Origin of the sequence: Moellerella wisconsensis ATCC 35017 (assembly GCF_001294465.1) — a bacterium.
In the GTDB taxonomy this organism is placed as follows: Bacteria; Pseudomonadota; Gammaproteobacteria; order Enterobacterales; family Enterobacteriaceae; genus Moellerella; species Moellerella wisconsensis.
In genome coordinates, this window is the sequence record NZ_LGAA01000018.1 from 183,325 (window position 1) to 199,215 (window position 15,891).

A 15,891-nucleotide genomic window follows, 5' to 3' on the forward strand; every position below is an offset into this window, starting at 1 on the left:
AATCTGTGGATCAGTATAATTTCATTAAATTAAATCGATTATTGGCTTATCCCTGGTCCCCAAGGAGTCATTGCTATGCTTGATATGCTTGTTCAATGGTATCGACGACGTTTCTCAGATCCACAAGCGGTTGCATTATTTACCAGCTTAGTTATTGGATTTTGTATTATATTCTTTTTTAGTGGAATTTTAGCCCCATTATTAGTGGCGATTGTTTTAGCTTACCTTCTCGAATGGCCAACTCATTTGCTTGAGAGGTTAGGTTGTTCTAGGGTATTAGCCGTATGTATCATTTTGACCGTGTTTGCTGGAATTAGTGCCATGGTTTTTTTCATCATTGCACCTACGGCTTGGCAACAGGCAATTAATTTGATCTCTGATTTACCGACTATGGTGAATGATTTTAACCAATATGCCAAAACATTACCTGAACGTTATCCTGCATTAGTCGATGCGGGTATTATAGATATGATGGCGGATAACTTGCGCAGTAAATTATCTTCAGTGGCGGAATCAGTGGTTAAATTTTCAGTCGCCTCACTCATTGGTATTTTTACACTTTCTATTTATATTGTGTTAGTACCGCTGATGATGTTTTTTTTATTAAAAGACAAACAGCGCATTTTTGCTGGCGTACAAAAAGTGTTACCGCGTAACAGAATGCTAGTTACTGAAGTTTGGCAAGAAATGAACCAACAAATTACCAATTATCTACGCGGTAAAGTGACAGAAATGGTGATTGTGGGTATTTGTACTTACGCTGTTTTTGCCTTTTTGGGGCTGCGTTATTCCGTTTTATTATCGGTGTTAGTCGGTTTTTCAGTCTTAATTCCATACATTGGTGCTGTGGCGGTCACTATTCCTGTGGTGATTGTGGGATTATTCCAATGGGGATTAGGCAGTGATTTTTGGACTCTAATGATTGCTTACTTAGTGGTTCAAGGATTAGATGGCAATTTATTAGTGCCGGTTTTATTCTCTGAAGCGGTTAATTTGCATCCGTTGGTAATTATTTTGTCGGTGATTATTTTTGGTGGATTCTGGGGCTTTTGGGGCGTGTTTTTCGCTATCCCGCTGGCCACGTTAGTTAAAGCGGTGATCCACGCGTGGCCTGAGGATGTAATTGAAGACAACTCAGCAGATGTCAAATAATAGTGCTTGAGCAAGAATAACGTTCGAGATCCTCACCCATGAGCGGTGAGGACACGTTAAAACAAGATACTTCTTAACAGGGACAATACCTATTCTGCGTCGGTGAAATCCCCAGAATAAAATAAGCGCAGTGATATCTAGCGGTGTTTACTCTTTATTTATAGGGATCGATTATGTTTCGTTTGTATACCCGATTTACCCATATTGCCCATCATTATTTTCACAGCCGACCGCGATTATTGCTTTCTTTGGGCGCTGCGACAATCACCTTTTTTATATTGCTGTCTTATTATCCAGTACAAACTGGCTTAATGTTGAGTTGGAATGTATTTGCATGGCTCTATTTAGCCTGTTTGCTTGAAAAAACTATTATTCGTAAAAAAATCGATATCCGCAAAGTGACTCGACGGGAAGATGAAAGTGCCAAAATGGTGATTTTCTTTCTATTAGCAGGGTGTTGTATCTCAATGCTGGTGCTGTTTGTCGAGTTGAGTGGCAGTGCTAACTTAAAAGGGTACGATAGAATTTTTTCTTATATATTAACTGCATCGACATTAATTTCATCTTGGTTATTAATTCCTATGGGTTTTACTATGCATTACGCCCATCTTTATTATGGGCGGCATGAAGATAATCAACCGTGGTTAATTTTTCCGGATAAACCTAACGAGCCGATGTATTCAGATTTTATGTATTTTTCTTTTACTATTGCCGTTGCTAGTCAAACTGCAGATGTGTGTGTTGGCTCTTCGATGATGAGAAAAGCGGTATTATTGCAATCAGTAATATCGTTTATCTTTAATATGGCAATTTTAGGCTTGTCGATTAATATTTGCGCCAGCTTATTTTAGTCCGTTATTTGATATAAAACGATTAAATTAAATAAGCTAATTTTTATTTTTATGCAACCGATAATCTTGTTGAAGGTCCGATGCTCACAGAACATTTAACTGAACAAATTGCCGAATACGGTTATTGGGCGACATTTTTTGGCACCATGCTGGAAGGCGAGGCCGCAGCTTTTATTTCTGGCGTAGCAGCACATAATCAGTGGTTATATTATCCGTGGGTTTTATTGTTTGCGGCGCTAGGTGGAATAACCAGTGATAGCCTGTTATTTACGGTCGGTTATTTCTTTGGACCCAAAATTTTAGCCCGCTTACCTCGGCATCAGGATAAAATTACTTGGGTACAGCAAAAAATAACTCAGCATCAAATCGGGTTAATTATCGGTATTCGTTTTGCTTATGGATTACGCACTATCGGACCCATTATTATCGGTAGCGCTAAAATTAATCCATTAAAATTTTTCGGATTCAATATACTAGGCGGAATTTTATGGAGTGGCATAATTGTTACTTTGGGTTATATGGCCAGCTCAGTACTGATATGGCTGCCGTTTAAGTCTCCTGTTGTTTGGTTAGTCGGACTAGTCATTATTTTGTTGGCAATTTTGATGGCGCGTAAATTTTGGCATAAGAAATGGCGTAAAAAACCTCAATCAAGCGATAACGACTAAAAAGTCTTGGATTATTGGTTGTGTGTTTCTCGTATAGCGGCGGAATAACTAATCTTGAAGGGGCCGAGGAAATTGCCGCTGAAGTTAGAGTCAGCGGCAAGAATATAGTTAGGCGTTAGAGTTGAGATAATCCAAGACGATTTGATGGTGATCGCTGGTTTTAAAGTTATCAAAAACATGTTCAATGTTGCCATTCGCATCAATTAAAAAGCTAATGCGGTGAATGCCATCATAGGTTTTTCCCATGAATTTTTTCTCTCCCCAAATACCAAATTGCTCACAAACATGGTGATCTTCATCGGAAAGTAGAGTGAAATTCAACATCTCTTTTTCAACGAAACGAGCCAATTTTTCTGGTTTATCGGTGCTTATTCCAAGAACATCAACGCCTTGTTGTTTTAGTGTATCCATTTCATCACGCAGACCACATGCCTGAACAGTACAGCCTGGCGTCATCGCCTTCGGGTAAAAATAGACTAAAACACGTTGCCCTACATAATCAGAAAGATTGATGATTTCGCCATCTTGGTCAGGAAGGCTAAATTGAGGAGCCTTATCGCCGGCTTTCAATGGACTCATTGCATAGATCTCCGTTAATTCTGCATTTTTGGATTATGAATAATATTTATGCTGCCTTGAGCATGCAGTATTGTACATAGCTGCTCAAATTTATGGGTTATTACTCCGCCATTATCATCCATAGGATTATGGGCGGTAATTTGTACTTCAAGCTGAGGTGGCAATCCGTCATCCACTAGGTGGGTTTTAGACATTAGCTCAGCAATATTACACTGCTGGGTAGTAAATAAATTAGTAAATTGCTCGACTATACCAGGTGCATCATTTACCACAACTTTAACGACTGCGGTTGATGGATAGTAGGTGGTCTCGATACAGCGGGTACGTTTCATCACGATCAATAAATCGAGCTCTGCACCTTTTAGCGGCAAAATGGATTCGAGCATAGTGATTGAATTCCATTTACCTGACAACATCATAATAAAAGTAAATTCTTCTCCAAACATCGCTAAGCGGCTATCTTCTATATTACAGTCACATTCACTGACCAGTCGGGTGATAGTATTCACTATTCCTGAGCGATCTTTTCCTAATGCGGTAATCACCAGATACTGCTGTTCGGACTGTGACGATGCTGATGGTGGCAAAGCGGGTTGTGGCAAAATAATTTCCTTAGTGTTTGTTCGCGTATCTGTTTTTGTCTAATTATCAGTTACTTTTGCTTATTTTAAACTTATTTGGGCTAAACGCTAGAATAGCTTATCGCTAAATATAGCGTTTAAGCATCCGCCTTAAAATAGTCGATGCAAAATAAAAATAGAATCAACGTTCTCTAAGGGGAGCATAAAATTGCAGTGATGCCAAGTAAAGCTCATTACGGTTTTTATTCATCGCTAAGCCTTGATGGTGATTCAAAGCCGCATCAATACGATAACATGAGAACCTTAGCTATCTAGAAATTGATAATAAAGAATGAGATTGAACTCTATGCCGATATCTAGCTTGCCAGATAAATTAACTTGAAAAACTGAACCTAATTGCCCGAATTTGAGGGAATTATTACTTCTGTTTAAGTTAAAGATTCAGCTATTAACAAAATTCATTAAAATCATGCGTTAGAATGGTTTTATTCTTTCTGCCGAGAAAGTAACATGAGAGTTCAACTTTTTGGGGGAATGGCGAATGGCTAGCGGACAGAAAAACTATAAACAATTTATGCAGGGCAGTATGGTTGCATTGATTACACCCATGGATGCAGCGGGAAAACTGGACAAAAAAAGTCTAAAAGCGTTAGTCGATTATCATGTCGCGAGTGGCACCTCAGCGATTATTTCTGTTGGTACAACGGGAGAATCAGCCACACTGAGCCATGATGAGCATGCTGAAGTGGTACTGGCCACGCTGGAATATGCTGATGGACGCATCCCGATTATTGCGGGAACTGGCGCTAATGCAACTGCCGAAGCAATTTCGCTAACTAAACAGTTTGAAAATACAGGCGTTGTTGCTTGTCTGACGGTTGCACCTTATTATAATAGACCGTCACAAGAAGGGATGTATCAGCATTTTAAAGCTATTGCTGAAAATACCGATTTACCTCAAATTCTGTATAATGTTCCTGCGCGTACTGGCAGTGACTTATTGCCAGAAACTGTGGGCAGATTGGCAAAATTGGCGAATATTGTGTCAATTAAAGAAGCTACAGGGAACTTAAGTCGTGTTAGTCAAATCAAAGAGCTGGTTGATGAAGATTTCATTTTGCTCAGTGGTGATGATGCATCGACATTAGATTTTATCCAGCTCGGCGGAAAAGGTGTTATTTCGGTAACCTCGAATGTCGCCGCTGCTGAAATGGTAAAAATGTGTGACTTAGCCTTAGCAGGCAAATATACTGAGGCGCGAGAGTTGAATAAACGCCTGATGGGGTTACATCATCAGTTATTTGTTGAACCGAATCCAACGCCAGCTAAATGGGGCTGTCGACGTCTGGGTCTGATAGCGGATGATTCGCTACGGCTGCCAATGATCCCACTGACTGCGTCGGGCCAGCACAAGGTTGAAGAAGCCCTGAGGTTAGCTGGATTACTGTAAAATTTAGGGAATTTTAATGGCAACATTATTGCAAAAATCGAAGGTTATGAAGGTTGCTGGTCTGTCACTTGTCGTGTTACTGGCAGCCTGTTCCAGCGATCAGCGCTATAAACGTCAGGTAAGTGGTGACGAAAATTATCTGGATGCTGCGCCACTGAAAGCATTGGTTGTCCCACAGGGAATGAGTTTACCTTTACAGAACGGCGAATATGATATTCCACCGGTCACTTCGACAGGTGCAGTAGGTAAAGCATTAGATATTCGTCCACCGGTTCAAACCATTAGCTTATTAAGCGGCTCGAAAACAGAAAATAGCGCGGATGCAAGCCGTTTGTTGCTAGAAAATACACCTGAAAACAGCGCACTTTGGTCTCAATTGAACCTGATCTTAGCTCAGAAAGGGATTAAAGTTGCAGAAAAAAATGATCCGACCCAAACCGTTGTGACTGACTGGGTGGTGTGGGATCGCGCCGATGAAGATGTACCATTACAAACACGTCATCGTTTAGTTATCGCGCCACAGGGATATCAAATTATTCTGACTATCACCAATGAAGGCATCAAACAGGGTGAGCAAAATATCACTGATCCGGTTGAGATCCAACGTTATAACAAGCTGTTATTAAACGAAATTGTTGATAGCTTATATATTCTGCGTGATACCTCTAAACAAGATAAGTTAGGTAATACGTTTGGTATTATTGATGTCCAAAGTGGCAGTGATAGTAGTGGATTACCGCAAGTTATCGCTCGAGCTCCGTTTGATGTTGTTTGGGATCGTTTACCGGTAGTATTGGAAAGCATCGGTATGAAAGTGGGCGATCGTAGCCGTTCAACTGGGGCCGTTAATGTTACTTATAAAGGACTCAGTAGCTCTGAATGGCAAACCTTCGGTATTGACGATCCAACAGTTCCAGAAGGGGATTATAAATTGCAAGTTGGTGATTTAAATAACCGTAGTAGTCTGCAATTTATTAACAGTAAAGGCGTACCGTTAACTCAAAAGCAAAATGATGATTTGGTCGCCGCATTAAAAGCTGCATTTAGCACCACGAACATCAAATAAGTTGTTTTAGAAGACGATTTATTGTGCGATTGTTTGATGCCATATTGTTTTAAGCCATATTGTTTGAGGCAATATTGTTTGAGGCAATATTGTCTGATGGCGAATAAATAAAAGGAGAGCTTAGGCTCTCCTTTTTTGTTGGCTTGGGGAGGAATAATTATCGCTATGGCAGAAATCTCATAGCCGATACTTTGTATATTTTTAAGATTTAATCAATCCTGTAGCGCTTGTTGCAAGTTTCGCAGGTTATTTTTTGTTATATTATCACTTCGATATCTTACAATTTAATTTTTTCTTAATTGCATAATGTCACGATTGAAAAATATCTTATAATGTTTAAGTAATCGTTTGCGTAGGCGAGATAATTTTATTATTATAGTTAATAGCAAGATTAAAAATATTTATTTTCAATGGGTTAGGGGTATTGTAAAGGTTATTATTTATTTTTAGCGAACAAGTTGATTTCTAAGCGATTAGCGGTAAACAAAGTCGATAATAAACGGCATAAACTGATAGATAGAGTGTGCATCACCAACACGCCGTTTGTTATCTATTTTTGCAGTTAAACTGCGCGGACAAACCTTGATAGAGTCGGAGTATTTCATCCCTCTATAGAATGAAATATGACGGTTTTATTTTCAAATGATCACATCGCTGGAGTGTGTAAGATGCAAAAGAAAGCTGAGCTGTATCGTGGAAAGGCGAAAACAGTCTATACCACAGAGGATCCTAATCTGCTAATTCTAGAGTTCCGCAATGATACATCAGCGCTGGATGGTGAGCGTATTGAACAATTTGATCGTAAGGGGATGGTTAATAATAAGTTTAACCATTTCATTATGACCAAACTGGAACAAGCGGGCATCCCAACACAAATGGAAGCGTTACTTTCAGACACTGACGCTTTAGTGAAAAAGCTCGATATGGTCCCGGTCGAATGTGTTATTCGTAACCGAGCCGCGGGTTCATTAGTCAAACGCTTAGGCGTCGAAGAAGGACTTATTCTGAATCCACCTATTTTTGATCTGTTCTTAAAAGACGATGCTAAACATGACCCAATGGTGAATGAGTCTTACTGTGAAACTTTTGGCTGGGTAAGTAAACAGCATTTAGCAGAAATGAAACGTTTAAGCTATTTAGCTAATGATGTCTTGAGCAAAATTTTTAATGATGCAGGTCTTATCTTAGTTGATTTCAAACTGGAATTTGGTTTGTATCAAGGAAAAGTAGTATTAGGGGATGAGTTTTCTCCGGACGGTAGTCGTTTATGGGATACAGAAACATTAGATAAGATGGATAAAGATCGTTTCCGTCAAAGCCTCGGTGGGCTTATTGAAGCTTATGAAGAAGTCGCTCGCCGCATTGGTGTTGAGTTAGACTAATTGATGTTGATACCCTAACTACGCTAAAAAACCTGCCCTAGAGGCAGGTTTTTTGTATTAAAGCCCTCTCAATAGCCCAATTATTAATCATTACTATGTTTTGATTGATGAATAACGGTAATATTTTCAAACCGAAGCTAATTTTTCGCTATAATTCAGGCAAAGCTCACTCTGTATAATTATCCCTACCTGAGGGACTGAGGTCACTATGCGTTGGCAAAATCGTCGCCGAAGCGACAATATCGAAGATAGAAGAGGCGACAGTTCGGGCAGTAATGGCTCGGGAGGTAATGGTTCTCTGGGCGGCGGCCGAGGGATCCGTATTCCATTAAGAGGCAAAACAGGATTGATTATTATTGTTGTCATTGTGGTGGCAGGAATATTTGGTGTCGATCTCAGTGGATTAGTCACTGGTGAGCCGATTAATATTAATCAAAGTAAACCGACAGCGACGCAGTACCAACCGGTGAGTAAACAAGATCAACAACTAGCAGAATTTACCTCGGTGATTTTGGCATCAACTGAAGATGTTTGGCAGCAACAGTTTGAAAAAATGGGCAAGCGTTATCAGCAGCCAACATTGGTCATGTATCGTGGTTCAACGGGCACAGCTTGTGGTCAAGGACAGTCAGTGATGGGGCCATTTTATTGTCCTGCCGATCATAAAGTGTATATTGATCTATCGTTTTATGACGATATGCGTACCAAGTTAGGAGCAGACGGTGAATTTGCTCAAGGTTATGTCGTGGCGCATGAAATAGGTCATCACGTGCAATCGTTATTAGGCATAGAACGTCAAGTTCGCCAGAAACAACAAGGCGCTAGCCGAGCTGAGGCTAATCGCTTGTCAGTAAAATTAGAACTGCAGGCGGATTGTTTTGCCGGTGTTTGGGGACATGCTATGGCACAAGAAGGGATCCTTGACTCAGGCGATTTAGAATCTGCACTTAATGCTGCTAAAGCGATAGGTGATGACCGTTTACAGCAGCAGAGTCAGGGGCGAGTTATCCCCGACAGCTTCACACATGGCACATCGCAGCAACGCTATACGTGGTTTAAAACGGGTTTTGATAGTGGGGATATTAACCGTTGCAACACATTTGCTGCTCAGTAAAAGTTTTTGTTTTATAAGTTAATTTTATTGATTACCGGTCGCAGCATTAATGGTTGCGACCTTCTTTATGTTGTTATTTATCCGTAGGGGATCCAAAGTATGGGCCAAGTCGATCCGACACTTATTATCCTGCTGGTGCTGGCTGGGCTGGGCATTATTAGCCATAACAGTACTGTGACATTAGCTATGTTATTTCTGCTAGTCGTACGTATTACGCCATTAAACAACTATTTTCCATGGATTGAAAAATATGGGCTAACGATTGGGATTTTAGTACTAACGATAGGCGTGATGGCACCGATTGCCAGCGGGAAAATCTCAGCACAAGATGTGCTAGGCAGTTTTTTAAATTGGAAATCATTGCTGGCTATTGTGATTGGGATTTTAGTTTCTTGGCTCGGAAGCCGCGGCGTATCTCTCATGTTTAATCAGCCTTCGACAGTAGCTGGGTTATTAGTTGGCACGATAATTGGTGTTGCACTGTTTCGCGGGGTACCCGTCGGTCCCTTGATTGCTGCTGGTATTTTGTCCTTATTAATTGGTAAAACCTAATTGATAGGACTTAAAAAACAGCAAATCGTGATGACAAAAAATGGTTGAAAGCATGACTGAAAGCATAACTGAAAGTATAGCTGAGCCATTACTCAAGCTGCATCAGCAGCGGTTGATTTACGGACAGCGGCAATTAATAGTGTTGAGCGGTCAATCCGAATGGATAGAGCGGCAGTTAAATGAGATAACCAGTGCGCTGAATGGGGATTGGATAACGCTGTCTCCACACTTAGCAGGGGCAACACTGCCGTCTAAAGCCACGGTATTATTAGGCCGTGAATTTCTACATGGCATTTTTGATGCTCAGTCAGGCTGTTATGCTGAATCGATGGCTATTTTGGTCGGTACATTAAAAGCCGGCAGTGTTTTGATTTTATGCATCCCCGAATGGGATGCCTGGCCATTGCAGCCGGATAGCGACAGTTTACGCTGGAATGAAGCTCACGGTATGATTGCCACGCCTCATTTTGTCGCGCATCTACAGCAAAGCTTATGTAATGATCCTGATGTTTTGATTTGGCGTGAAAATCAGCCGTATATCTTACCTACCTTGACACCGGCAGTACCTTGGTGTGCGCCGCAAGGGCAAGCAACGCCTCAGCAGCAACAGATATTATCAACTTTGTTGGCGGCAGAGCGCGGTACTTGGGGGATAATTGCGGCGCGAGGCCGAGGAAAATCGGCACTGGCCGGTATGTTGATTGAACAGTGGCCAGGCAGTTGCTGGTGCTGTGCTCCAGCAAAGATCACAACGTCGGTAATGAATCAATTTACTCACAAAGCCCCGCGATTTTGGTCGGTAGATAGTTTACTCGCCTATTGTTTGGCTGGGGGGGAAATCGAGGCTGACTGGCTGATTATTGATGAGGCGGCGGCTATTCCAGGACCTCAGCTTAAACAGCTAACCGCTTATTTTCCTCGCTGTTTATTAATTACGACAGTCGAAGGTTATGAAGGTACCGGTCGCGGTTTTTTGCTTAAATTATGTGCCTCACTGACTGATTTTCAGGCTTTGACGCTCACCGCACCGATCCGTTGGGCGCCGAATGATCCGTTAGAACGTTGGTTGAATAAAGCATTATTGCTGGATGAAAAACAGCCTGATTGCCGCACTATCGATGTCCCCGACCAGATACAGTCAATTACTCAGCGTCAATTTATCGATTCTCCTCCGTTACTGGAAGGATTTTATGGCTTATTGACCAGTGCGCACTATCGAACATCGCCGCTTGATTTACGTCGATTATTAGATGCGCAAAATATGTTTTTTATGGTATCAAAGCGCCAGCAACAGATTATTGGCGCATTGTGGGCGGTCGATGAAGGTAATTTATCCTCCATGTTAAGTTGGCAAATATGGGCTGGATTACGCCGGCCTCGCGGTAATCTGGTGGCACAATCTTTAGCCGCACACAGTTATTTTCCACTCGCGAGCCAGTTGCGTTCACGGCGAGTCAGCCGTATTGCGGTCGATATTCTCTATCGGCGTCAAGGTATAGGGTTGGCATTGTTGAATCAACTGGCTAAACAGTCGGCATGCCAACAATTAGATTATTTATCGGTTAGTTTTGGCTTTACTCCCGAACTGTATCATTTTTGGCGGCGAGCCGGTTATCGACTGGTTCGTTTAGGCAGCCATAAAGAAGCCAGTAGTGGTTGTTTTGTGGCGATGATGATCTTGCCATTATCTGCCTCAGCACGGCAATGTTTTCAGCGGGCTGAATATATGTTGCAACGGGATGTTTATTGGCGCAAAGATAGGCAACAATTAGGCCTGATTACAGGCAATGATCAGATCGTTAATGAGCAGTCAGAATACGAACAATCAGAATATAAACAATCAGAATATGATCAGCGATTGATTGATGAAGATTGGCAAGAATTAGCAGGATTCGCCTATACCCATCGTTCACTGGCCGCCAGTTACTTCGCAATTTGCCGTTTTTTAGCCACAACTAACGGCGAATTACCGATATTGCGTCTTTATTGTGAACAGCATCTGTCATTGCCGGTTATTTGCCAACAGCTTAAAATCGCGGGACAAAAGCAAGGACTAACGCAGGCAAGAGCCGAGTTAGCGGCCGCATTAGAGCAACAACAGCCACAGAGAATGAACTATTGGCGCGAGCTAATCACGACTTTTTATCGTTAGGCCAGTCGTCGTCATCATCCCATTGATGATTGTTATCGCGGTGAGGCGGAATTTCAGGTTTATTATCCAGATACTTTTTATGATCTACGCGCATCATATCTTTAATTGAATTCCAGATAATACCGACGAGCAGCAGCAGGATCACCCACCAGTAATCAGCTAGCCAATGCATAATTTAGCACCTATATTTTATGATTTTTTTAAGAAAGGTTATTACAGCACACTTTAGAGCAATGAGGGAGCGCAAGATGGGAATAAAGAAAGGAATATTAATCCTCATAGGGTGGTTTGCGGTAATTTTAGCAACCTTAGGTGTCGTATTACCACTGTTGCCTACCACGCCTTTTTTACTGCTTGCGGCGTGGTGCTTTTCACGATCTTCACCGCGCTTTCACTATTGGTTGCTCTATCGTTCGTGGTTTGGCGGTTATATTCGCTATTGGCAAACTTATCGTGGATTACCTAAAGGGGCGAAACCGAAAGCTATCGCCTTGATTTTGGTTACCTTTGGGATTTCCTTATGGGCGGTATCAATGTGGTGGGTTAGGGGATTATTAATCCTCATCTTATGCGGCTTAGTGATTTTTATGTTGCGCTTGCCAGTGATTGATAAACCTATGATTGATAACTCTACGATTGATAAAAAATAGATAAATCTTAAGAAAGACAGCGATCTATATTCGGATAATAGCGCTATTTAAGCAGGTTATTGGGAGTATGGCTGACAGCAGCGGCTCAAACGAAACATTAATGAGCAGGATTAAATCGGCCACCTCGGCTCTTCAACAGAAGGACATGGGCTGAATAGTTTTAATTTAGCCCATGAAACCTGACATCCAGCGCAATAAATCTTATTCTGGAAGCCGAATATAGCGTTCAAATACCGTCGATAAATTGGCTAATAGCCACGTTTTACCGGCAATATCTTCAGTACTCAGAACTTGCGCTATTACCTCTGGTGTCAACAATGCCTCTGCTTGATGCGATAACGGCCAGTAACTAATATGCCATGGTTCATAGGCGACACCGGCATCCGTGGCGGTAAAGGGACGATAAAAATCAAACGCAGCCATATTCTCTGTCAGCCATTGGCTAAGATGATAAAAATAGCCACCTTCCTCATATTCCCACGGTGTTAATTCCAGTGATTTATCTTCAGGAAGCAAAAATGGATCGTAAATATCTAGCTCTGTACCCCAATGATGGCGGCTGGCACCGGGCAGTGCTGACCAGCGTAAAATAGCTTCACACAATTGGCCTTCACTAAGATGAGTAATATCAAGCGGTTGGCTATCTGCATCTAATACCACTCTTGCTCCAGTAAACTTACCGTTCCAAATAGCTTGTTGGCGTGTAAAATCACGAAACGAGCTGGCAGGTTGCAGTTTAAATCCCGCACGTGCAGCCGCTTGTTGTAAGGCTAAAAAAGCTTTAGTGGCATTAAATTGTAATCGATGATGGCTATTCAATGACACTAAGTGGCCGCATGCGCGGCCGGTGAGCTGTTCAATAGTTAGGTTGTCATTCGACATTATAACACCAAGCGCTCCATAATATTTTCATAAATAATGGCTAATTGTTGGAGATCGCGCACATTAACGCACTCATTTACTTTATGAATAGTGGCATTTAATGGTCCAAGTTCAACCACTTGAGCCCCCATTTTAGCGATAAAACGCCCATCAGATGTTCCACCGCTGGTTGATAATACCGGGACATGACCACAACATTGTTCGACAGAAGTGACTACCGCATCGACTAACTTACCTTTAGACGTTAAGAAGGGTTGACCCGATAATGCCCACTGTAAATCATATTTTAGCCCGTGACGTTGTAACATATCCTCGACTCGCTGGCGAATGAGCTGGTCTGTGACTTCAGTGCTAAAACGGAAATTAAATTGTACCGACATTTCACCAGGGATCACATTATTCGCGCCAGTACCCGCATGTATATTAGCAATTTGCATGCTGGTGGCAGGGAAAAACTGATTCCCGTTATCCCATTCGGTGGCGACAAGTTCTTGTAAAAAGGCGGTTGCGCGATGCACCGGATTATCCGCAAGTTGTGGATAGGCGACATGTCCTTGAACACCGATGATGGTCAAGTTAGCGGTGATGGAACCGCGACGACCATTTTTGATCATATCACCAAGTTGCGATTGGCTAGAGGGTTCACCGACTAAACAATAATCTAAACGCTCATCGCGAGACATTAAAGCTTGAACTACTTTTACGGTACCATCCGCGGCTTTGGCTTCTTCATCGGAGGTGATTAAAAAGGCTAAGCGGCCTCGATGATCGGGATATTTTTCGACGAAGCGTTCGGCAGCGACTACCATCGCTGCAATAGAACCTTTCATATCAGCGGCACCGCGGCCATATAAATGACCATCGATAATTGTTGGGGTGAAGGGAGGCGTAGCCCAATGGCTGGGATCGCCGGCAGGTACCACGTCGGTATGCCCAGCAAAAGCTAACGTTTCTCCTTCATTACCACGATAAGCCCAAAAATTAAGGGTTTCACCAAAAGGCATTCTTTCTATAGTAAAACCAATATTTTCAAGTCGTTGGATAAGTAATTCTTGACAACCTTGATCATCAGGGCTAATAGACGGCTGGCTGATTAATTGTTCTGCAAGGGCGATAACAGGGCAGTTCATGATTGACCTCATCCAATAAATTGTTGATATTCTGTCTCAGAAAAACCGAGGTGATAGCGGTTATTTGGTGCAACTAACACTGGGCGTTTGATCATCGCGGGTTCAGCCAGTAATACGGCTTTAGCGCTGGCTGCATCTTTTACTGCATTTTTTTGTTCATTAGTTAGTTTTCGCCAAGTAGTGCCGCGTTTATTTACTAACACTTCCCAACCGAGAGCAGCGATAAATTGGTCGAGCAGCACTTCATCAATTCCATCAACGCGATAATCATGAAACTGATAAGTGATACCTTTATCATCCAGCCAACGGCGTGCTTTTTTTATGGTGTCACAGTTTTTAATACCGTACATAATGAAAGTGGAATGACGGTGGCTGTTATCTGTCATACTATTTACCTTTTGGTTATCACTAATTATTTACTACATAATGCGTGAAAAAGTCAGTCTGATCCAGCCCTTAGGTGTAAAAGTGATGCCATCAAATCTGTCAAGATAACTGTCGATATAGCCTATATTAAAGTGTTATTTATTGTTTAATTCAGTATATTCTAACTTTTTATAGCGTATTTTATTTTAAATAAATAACCTTCATTTATTTTATAACGATTACTAGTTATCTTAAAATACCCTATTTTATTTAGTGTTTTAATCTGCCGTTGTTAGTAGATAATAATCAAATCGTTCAGTTTATTTGGGGTGTTAACTGATTCTATGTTGATAAAGTTTCATTGTTCAGCATTAATTTTATTTGTTTTTCATTATTTTGGGTTTTATTTTTTATTACCATGATAAAATTATTTTATCAAAAATGGATTTAATCATTTAGAGGTGTTTTAATGGTTATTTTAACACTAATAAATAATTGGATATTAAAATATTAACGTTAAGCTATAAGATTATTATGTGAGTTAGAAATTTATTTATAATACTAGTTAGTTTATGTAATGATATGTGTTAATGAGTTATATAACAAATAATAAGTATGTTTTATTCGTATCACTATTTAGTGCGTAAATAAATTAAGCTGGCTTCTAATCGTGAACGAGCCTGTAATTTTTTCAATAAATTTCTAATATGAACTTTAACGGTTTCTTCAGAAATAAATAGCGCTTTAGAGATTTCTTTATTTTTTAATCCTGAGGATATTTCCTGTAATACTTCAAACTCACGTTTAGTCAGAAAAGACAGAGGGTCTTGATATTTATGGCGATTTATCAAGAACTGATATACTTTTTCGCTGAATACAGTATGGCCCTGTGCTGCTCGGCGGATACTGTTCATTAACATATCTAGTTCGCAATCCTTTAATAAATAGCCATTAGCTCCGGCATCCATAGCACTGTAAATATCATTACGATTTGCAGAGAATGAAAGAATAAGGACGTAGGTTTGTAGGCAGTATTTTCGTAATTGACGAATGATCTCGATGCCTTTCATGTTTGAAAGGTTAATATCCATCATGATAATATTAGGTTGTATTTTACTGGCTATATTAATGGCATCAGAACCATTATTAGTTTCTGCTGCCACGATAAATTTCTTTTCACTTTCGACTAATTGCCTTAATCCATGTCGCATCACTGGATGGTCATCAATAATCATAATTGAACTATTAGACATATTTTACTCCTTTAGCAGTTTGTTCGGGCGATTGATTAAATTCTTTGATTGTTAAACGTAAGT

The 15,891-nt window shown here is 40.9% G+C and carries 17 protein-coding genes; 10 read left to right on the top strand and 7 right to left on the bottom strand.

Features of this window, described 5'->3' with window-relative positions:
- The first annotated feature begins 75 nt into the window (after positions 1-75).
- The 3 genes from M992_RS08930 to M992_RS08940 all read left to right on the top strand — a co-directional run bounded on the left by M992_RS08930 (position 76) and on the right by M992_RS08940 (position 2,671).
- The gene (locus M992_RS08930) at positions 76-1,152 is read left to right on the top strand and encodes an AI-2E family transporter (protein ID WP_053908211.1); all 1,077 of its coding nucleotides are present in this window, start codon (positions 76-78) and stop codon (positions 1,150-1,152) included.
- Positions 1,153-1,325: 173 nt separating this feature from the next.
- On the top strand, positions 1,326-2,003 hold the full coding sequence (locus M992_RS08935; protein WP_053908212.1) for a DUF1345 domain-containing protein: 678 nt from the start codon (positions 1,326-1,328) through the stop codon (positions 2,001-2,003).
- A gap of 80 nt (positions 2,004-2,083) precedes the next feature.
- Entirely contained in the window at positions 2,084-2,671 is a 588-nt protein-coding gene (locus M992_RS08940) for a DedA family protein (RefSeq protein ID WP_053908213.1), read from the top strand.
- 108 nt (positions 2,672-2,779) lie between these two features.
- Here the strand turns inward: M992_RS08940 and bcp are convergent, their stop codons facing one another.
- Together bcp and M992_RS08950 are read right to left on the bottom strand one after the other, a co-directional pair.
- A complete protein-coding gene (gene bcp / locus M992_RS08945; protein WP_053908214.1) occupies positions 2,780-3,250 on the bottom strand; it encodes a thioredoxin-dependent thiol peroxidase in 471 nt (156 codons plus the stop codon).
- A gap of 14 nt (positions 3,251-3,264) precedes the next feature.
- Entirely contained in the window at positions 3,265-3,852 is a 588-nt protein-coding gene (locus tag M992_RS08950; protein WP_241540313.1) for a glycine cleavage system transcriptional repressor, read from the bottom strand.
- Positions 3,853-4,405: 553 nt separating this feature from the next.
- Here M992_RS08950 and dapA point away from each other — a divergent pair.
- From dapA to M992_RS08980, 6 genes are all read left to right on the top strand, one after another.
- On the top strand, positions 4,406-5,281 hold the full coding sequence (gene dapA, locus M992_RS08955; RefSeq protein WP_231637046.1) for a 4-hydroxy-tetrahydrodipicolinate synthase: 876 nt from the start codon (positions 4,406-4,408) through the stop codon (positions 5,279-5,281).
- A 16-nt stretch (positions 5,282-5,297) separates the two neighbouring features.
- Positions 5,298-6,347: an outer membrane protein assembly factor BamC gene (gene bamC / locus M992_RS08960; RefSeq protein WP_047257069.1), complete on the top strand. Its 1,050-nt coding sequence runs from the start codon at positions 5,298-5,300 to the stop codon at positions 6,345-6,347.
- Positions 6,348-7,015: 668 nt separating this feature from the next.
- A complete protein-coding gene (purC, locus tag M992_RS08965; protein WP_047257070.1) occupies positions 7,016-7,729 on the top strand; it encodes a phosphoribosylaminoimidazolesuccinocarboxamide synthase in 714 nt (237 codons plus the stop codon).
- 208 nt (positions 7,730-7,937) lie between these two features.
- On the top strand, positions 7,938-8,843 hold the full coding sequence (gene ypfJ, locus M992_RS08970) for a KPN_02809 family neutral zinc metallopeptidase (protein WP_047257071.1): 906 nt from the start codon (positions 7,938-7,940) through the stop codon (positions 8,841-8,843).
- Between the two features lie 99 nt (positions 8,844-8,942).
- On the top strand, positions 8,943-9,395 hold the full coding sequence (locus tag M992_RS08975; RefSeq protein ID WP_047257072.1) for a DUF441 domain-containing protein: 453 nt from the start codon (positions 8,943-8,945) through the stop codon (positions 9,393-9,395).
- A 52-nt stretch (positions 9,396-9,447) separates the two neighbouring features.
- Positions 9,448-11,547, top strand: coding sequence for a tRNA(Met) cytidine acetyltransferase TmcA (locus tag M992_RS08980; RefSeq protein WP_082335408.1), 2,100 nt, complete (start codon positions 9,448-9,450; stop codon positions 11,545-11,547).
- Here the strand turns inward: M992_RS08980 and M992_RS08985 are convergent.
- Positions 11,528-11,719, bottom strand: coding sequence for a YpfN family protein (locus M992_RS08985; RefSeq protein WP_053908215.1), 192 nt, complete (start codon positions 11,717-11,719; stop codon positions 11,528-11,530). The two genes, M992_RS08980 and M992_RS08985, sit on opposite strands and share 20 nt — an antisense overlap.
- A gap of 82 nt (positions 11,720-11,801) precedes the next feature.
- Here M992_RS08985 and M992_RS08990 point away from each other — a divergent pair, with 82 nt between their 5' ends.
- Positions 11,802-12,197, top strand: a complete 396-nt coding sequence (locus tag M992_RS08990) for a DUF454 family protein (RefSeq protein WP_053908534.1) — start codon at positions 11,802-11,804, stop codon at positions 12,195-12,197.
- A gap of 201 nt (positions 12,198-12,398) precedes the next feature.
- Here M992_RS08990 and M992_RS08995 read toward each other — a convergent pair whose 3' ends face one another.
- From M992_RS08995 to M992_RS09010, 4 genes are all read right to left on the bottom strand, one after another.
- Entirely contained in the window at positions 12,399-13,079 is a 681-nt protein-coding gene (locus tag M992_RS08995) for a M15 family metallopeptidase (protein WP_053908216.1), read from the bottom strand.
- A complete protein-coding gene (gene dapE, locus M992_RS09000; protein WP_053908217.1) occupies positions 13,079-14,209 on the bottom strand; it encodes a succinyl-diaminopimelate desuccinylase in 1,131 nt (376 codons plus the stop codon). Before dapE ends, M992_RS08995 begins: the two co-directional genes overlap by 1 nt.
- Positions 14,210-14,217: 8 nt before the next feature.
- Entirely contained in the window at positions 14,218-14,559 is a 342-nt protein-coding gene (locus M992_RS09005; protein ID WP_053908535.1) for an ArsC family reductase, read from the bottom strand.
- Between the two features lie 648 nt (positions 14,560-15,207).
- Positions 15,208-15,828: a response regulator gene (locus tag M992_RS09010; RefSeq protein WP_047256394.1), complete on the bottom strand. Its 621-nt coding sequence runs from the start codon at positions 15,826-15,828 to the stop codon at positions 15,208-15,210.
- Positions 15,829-15,891 lie beyond the last annotated feature (63 nt).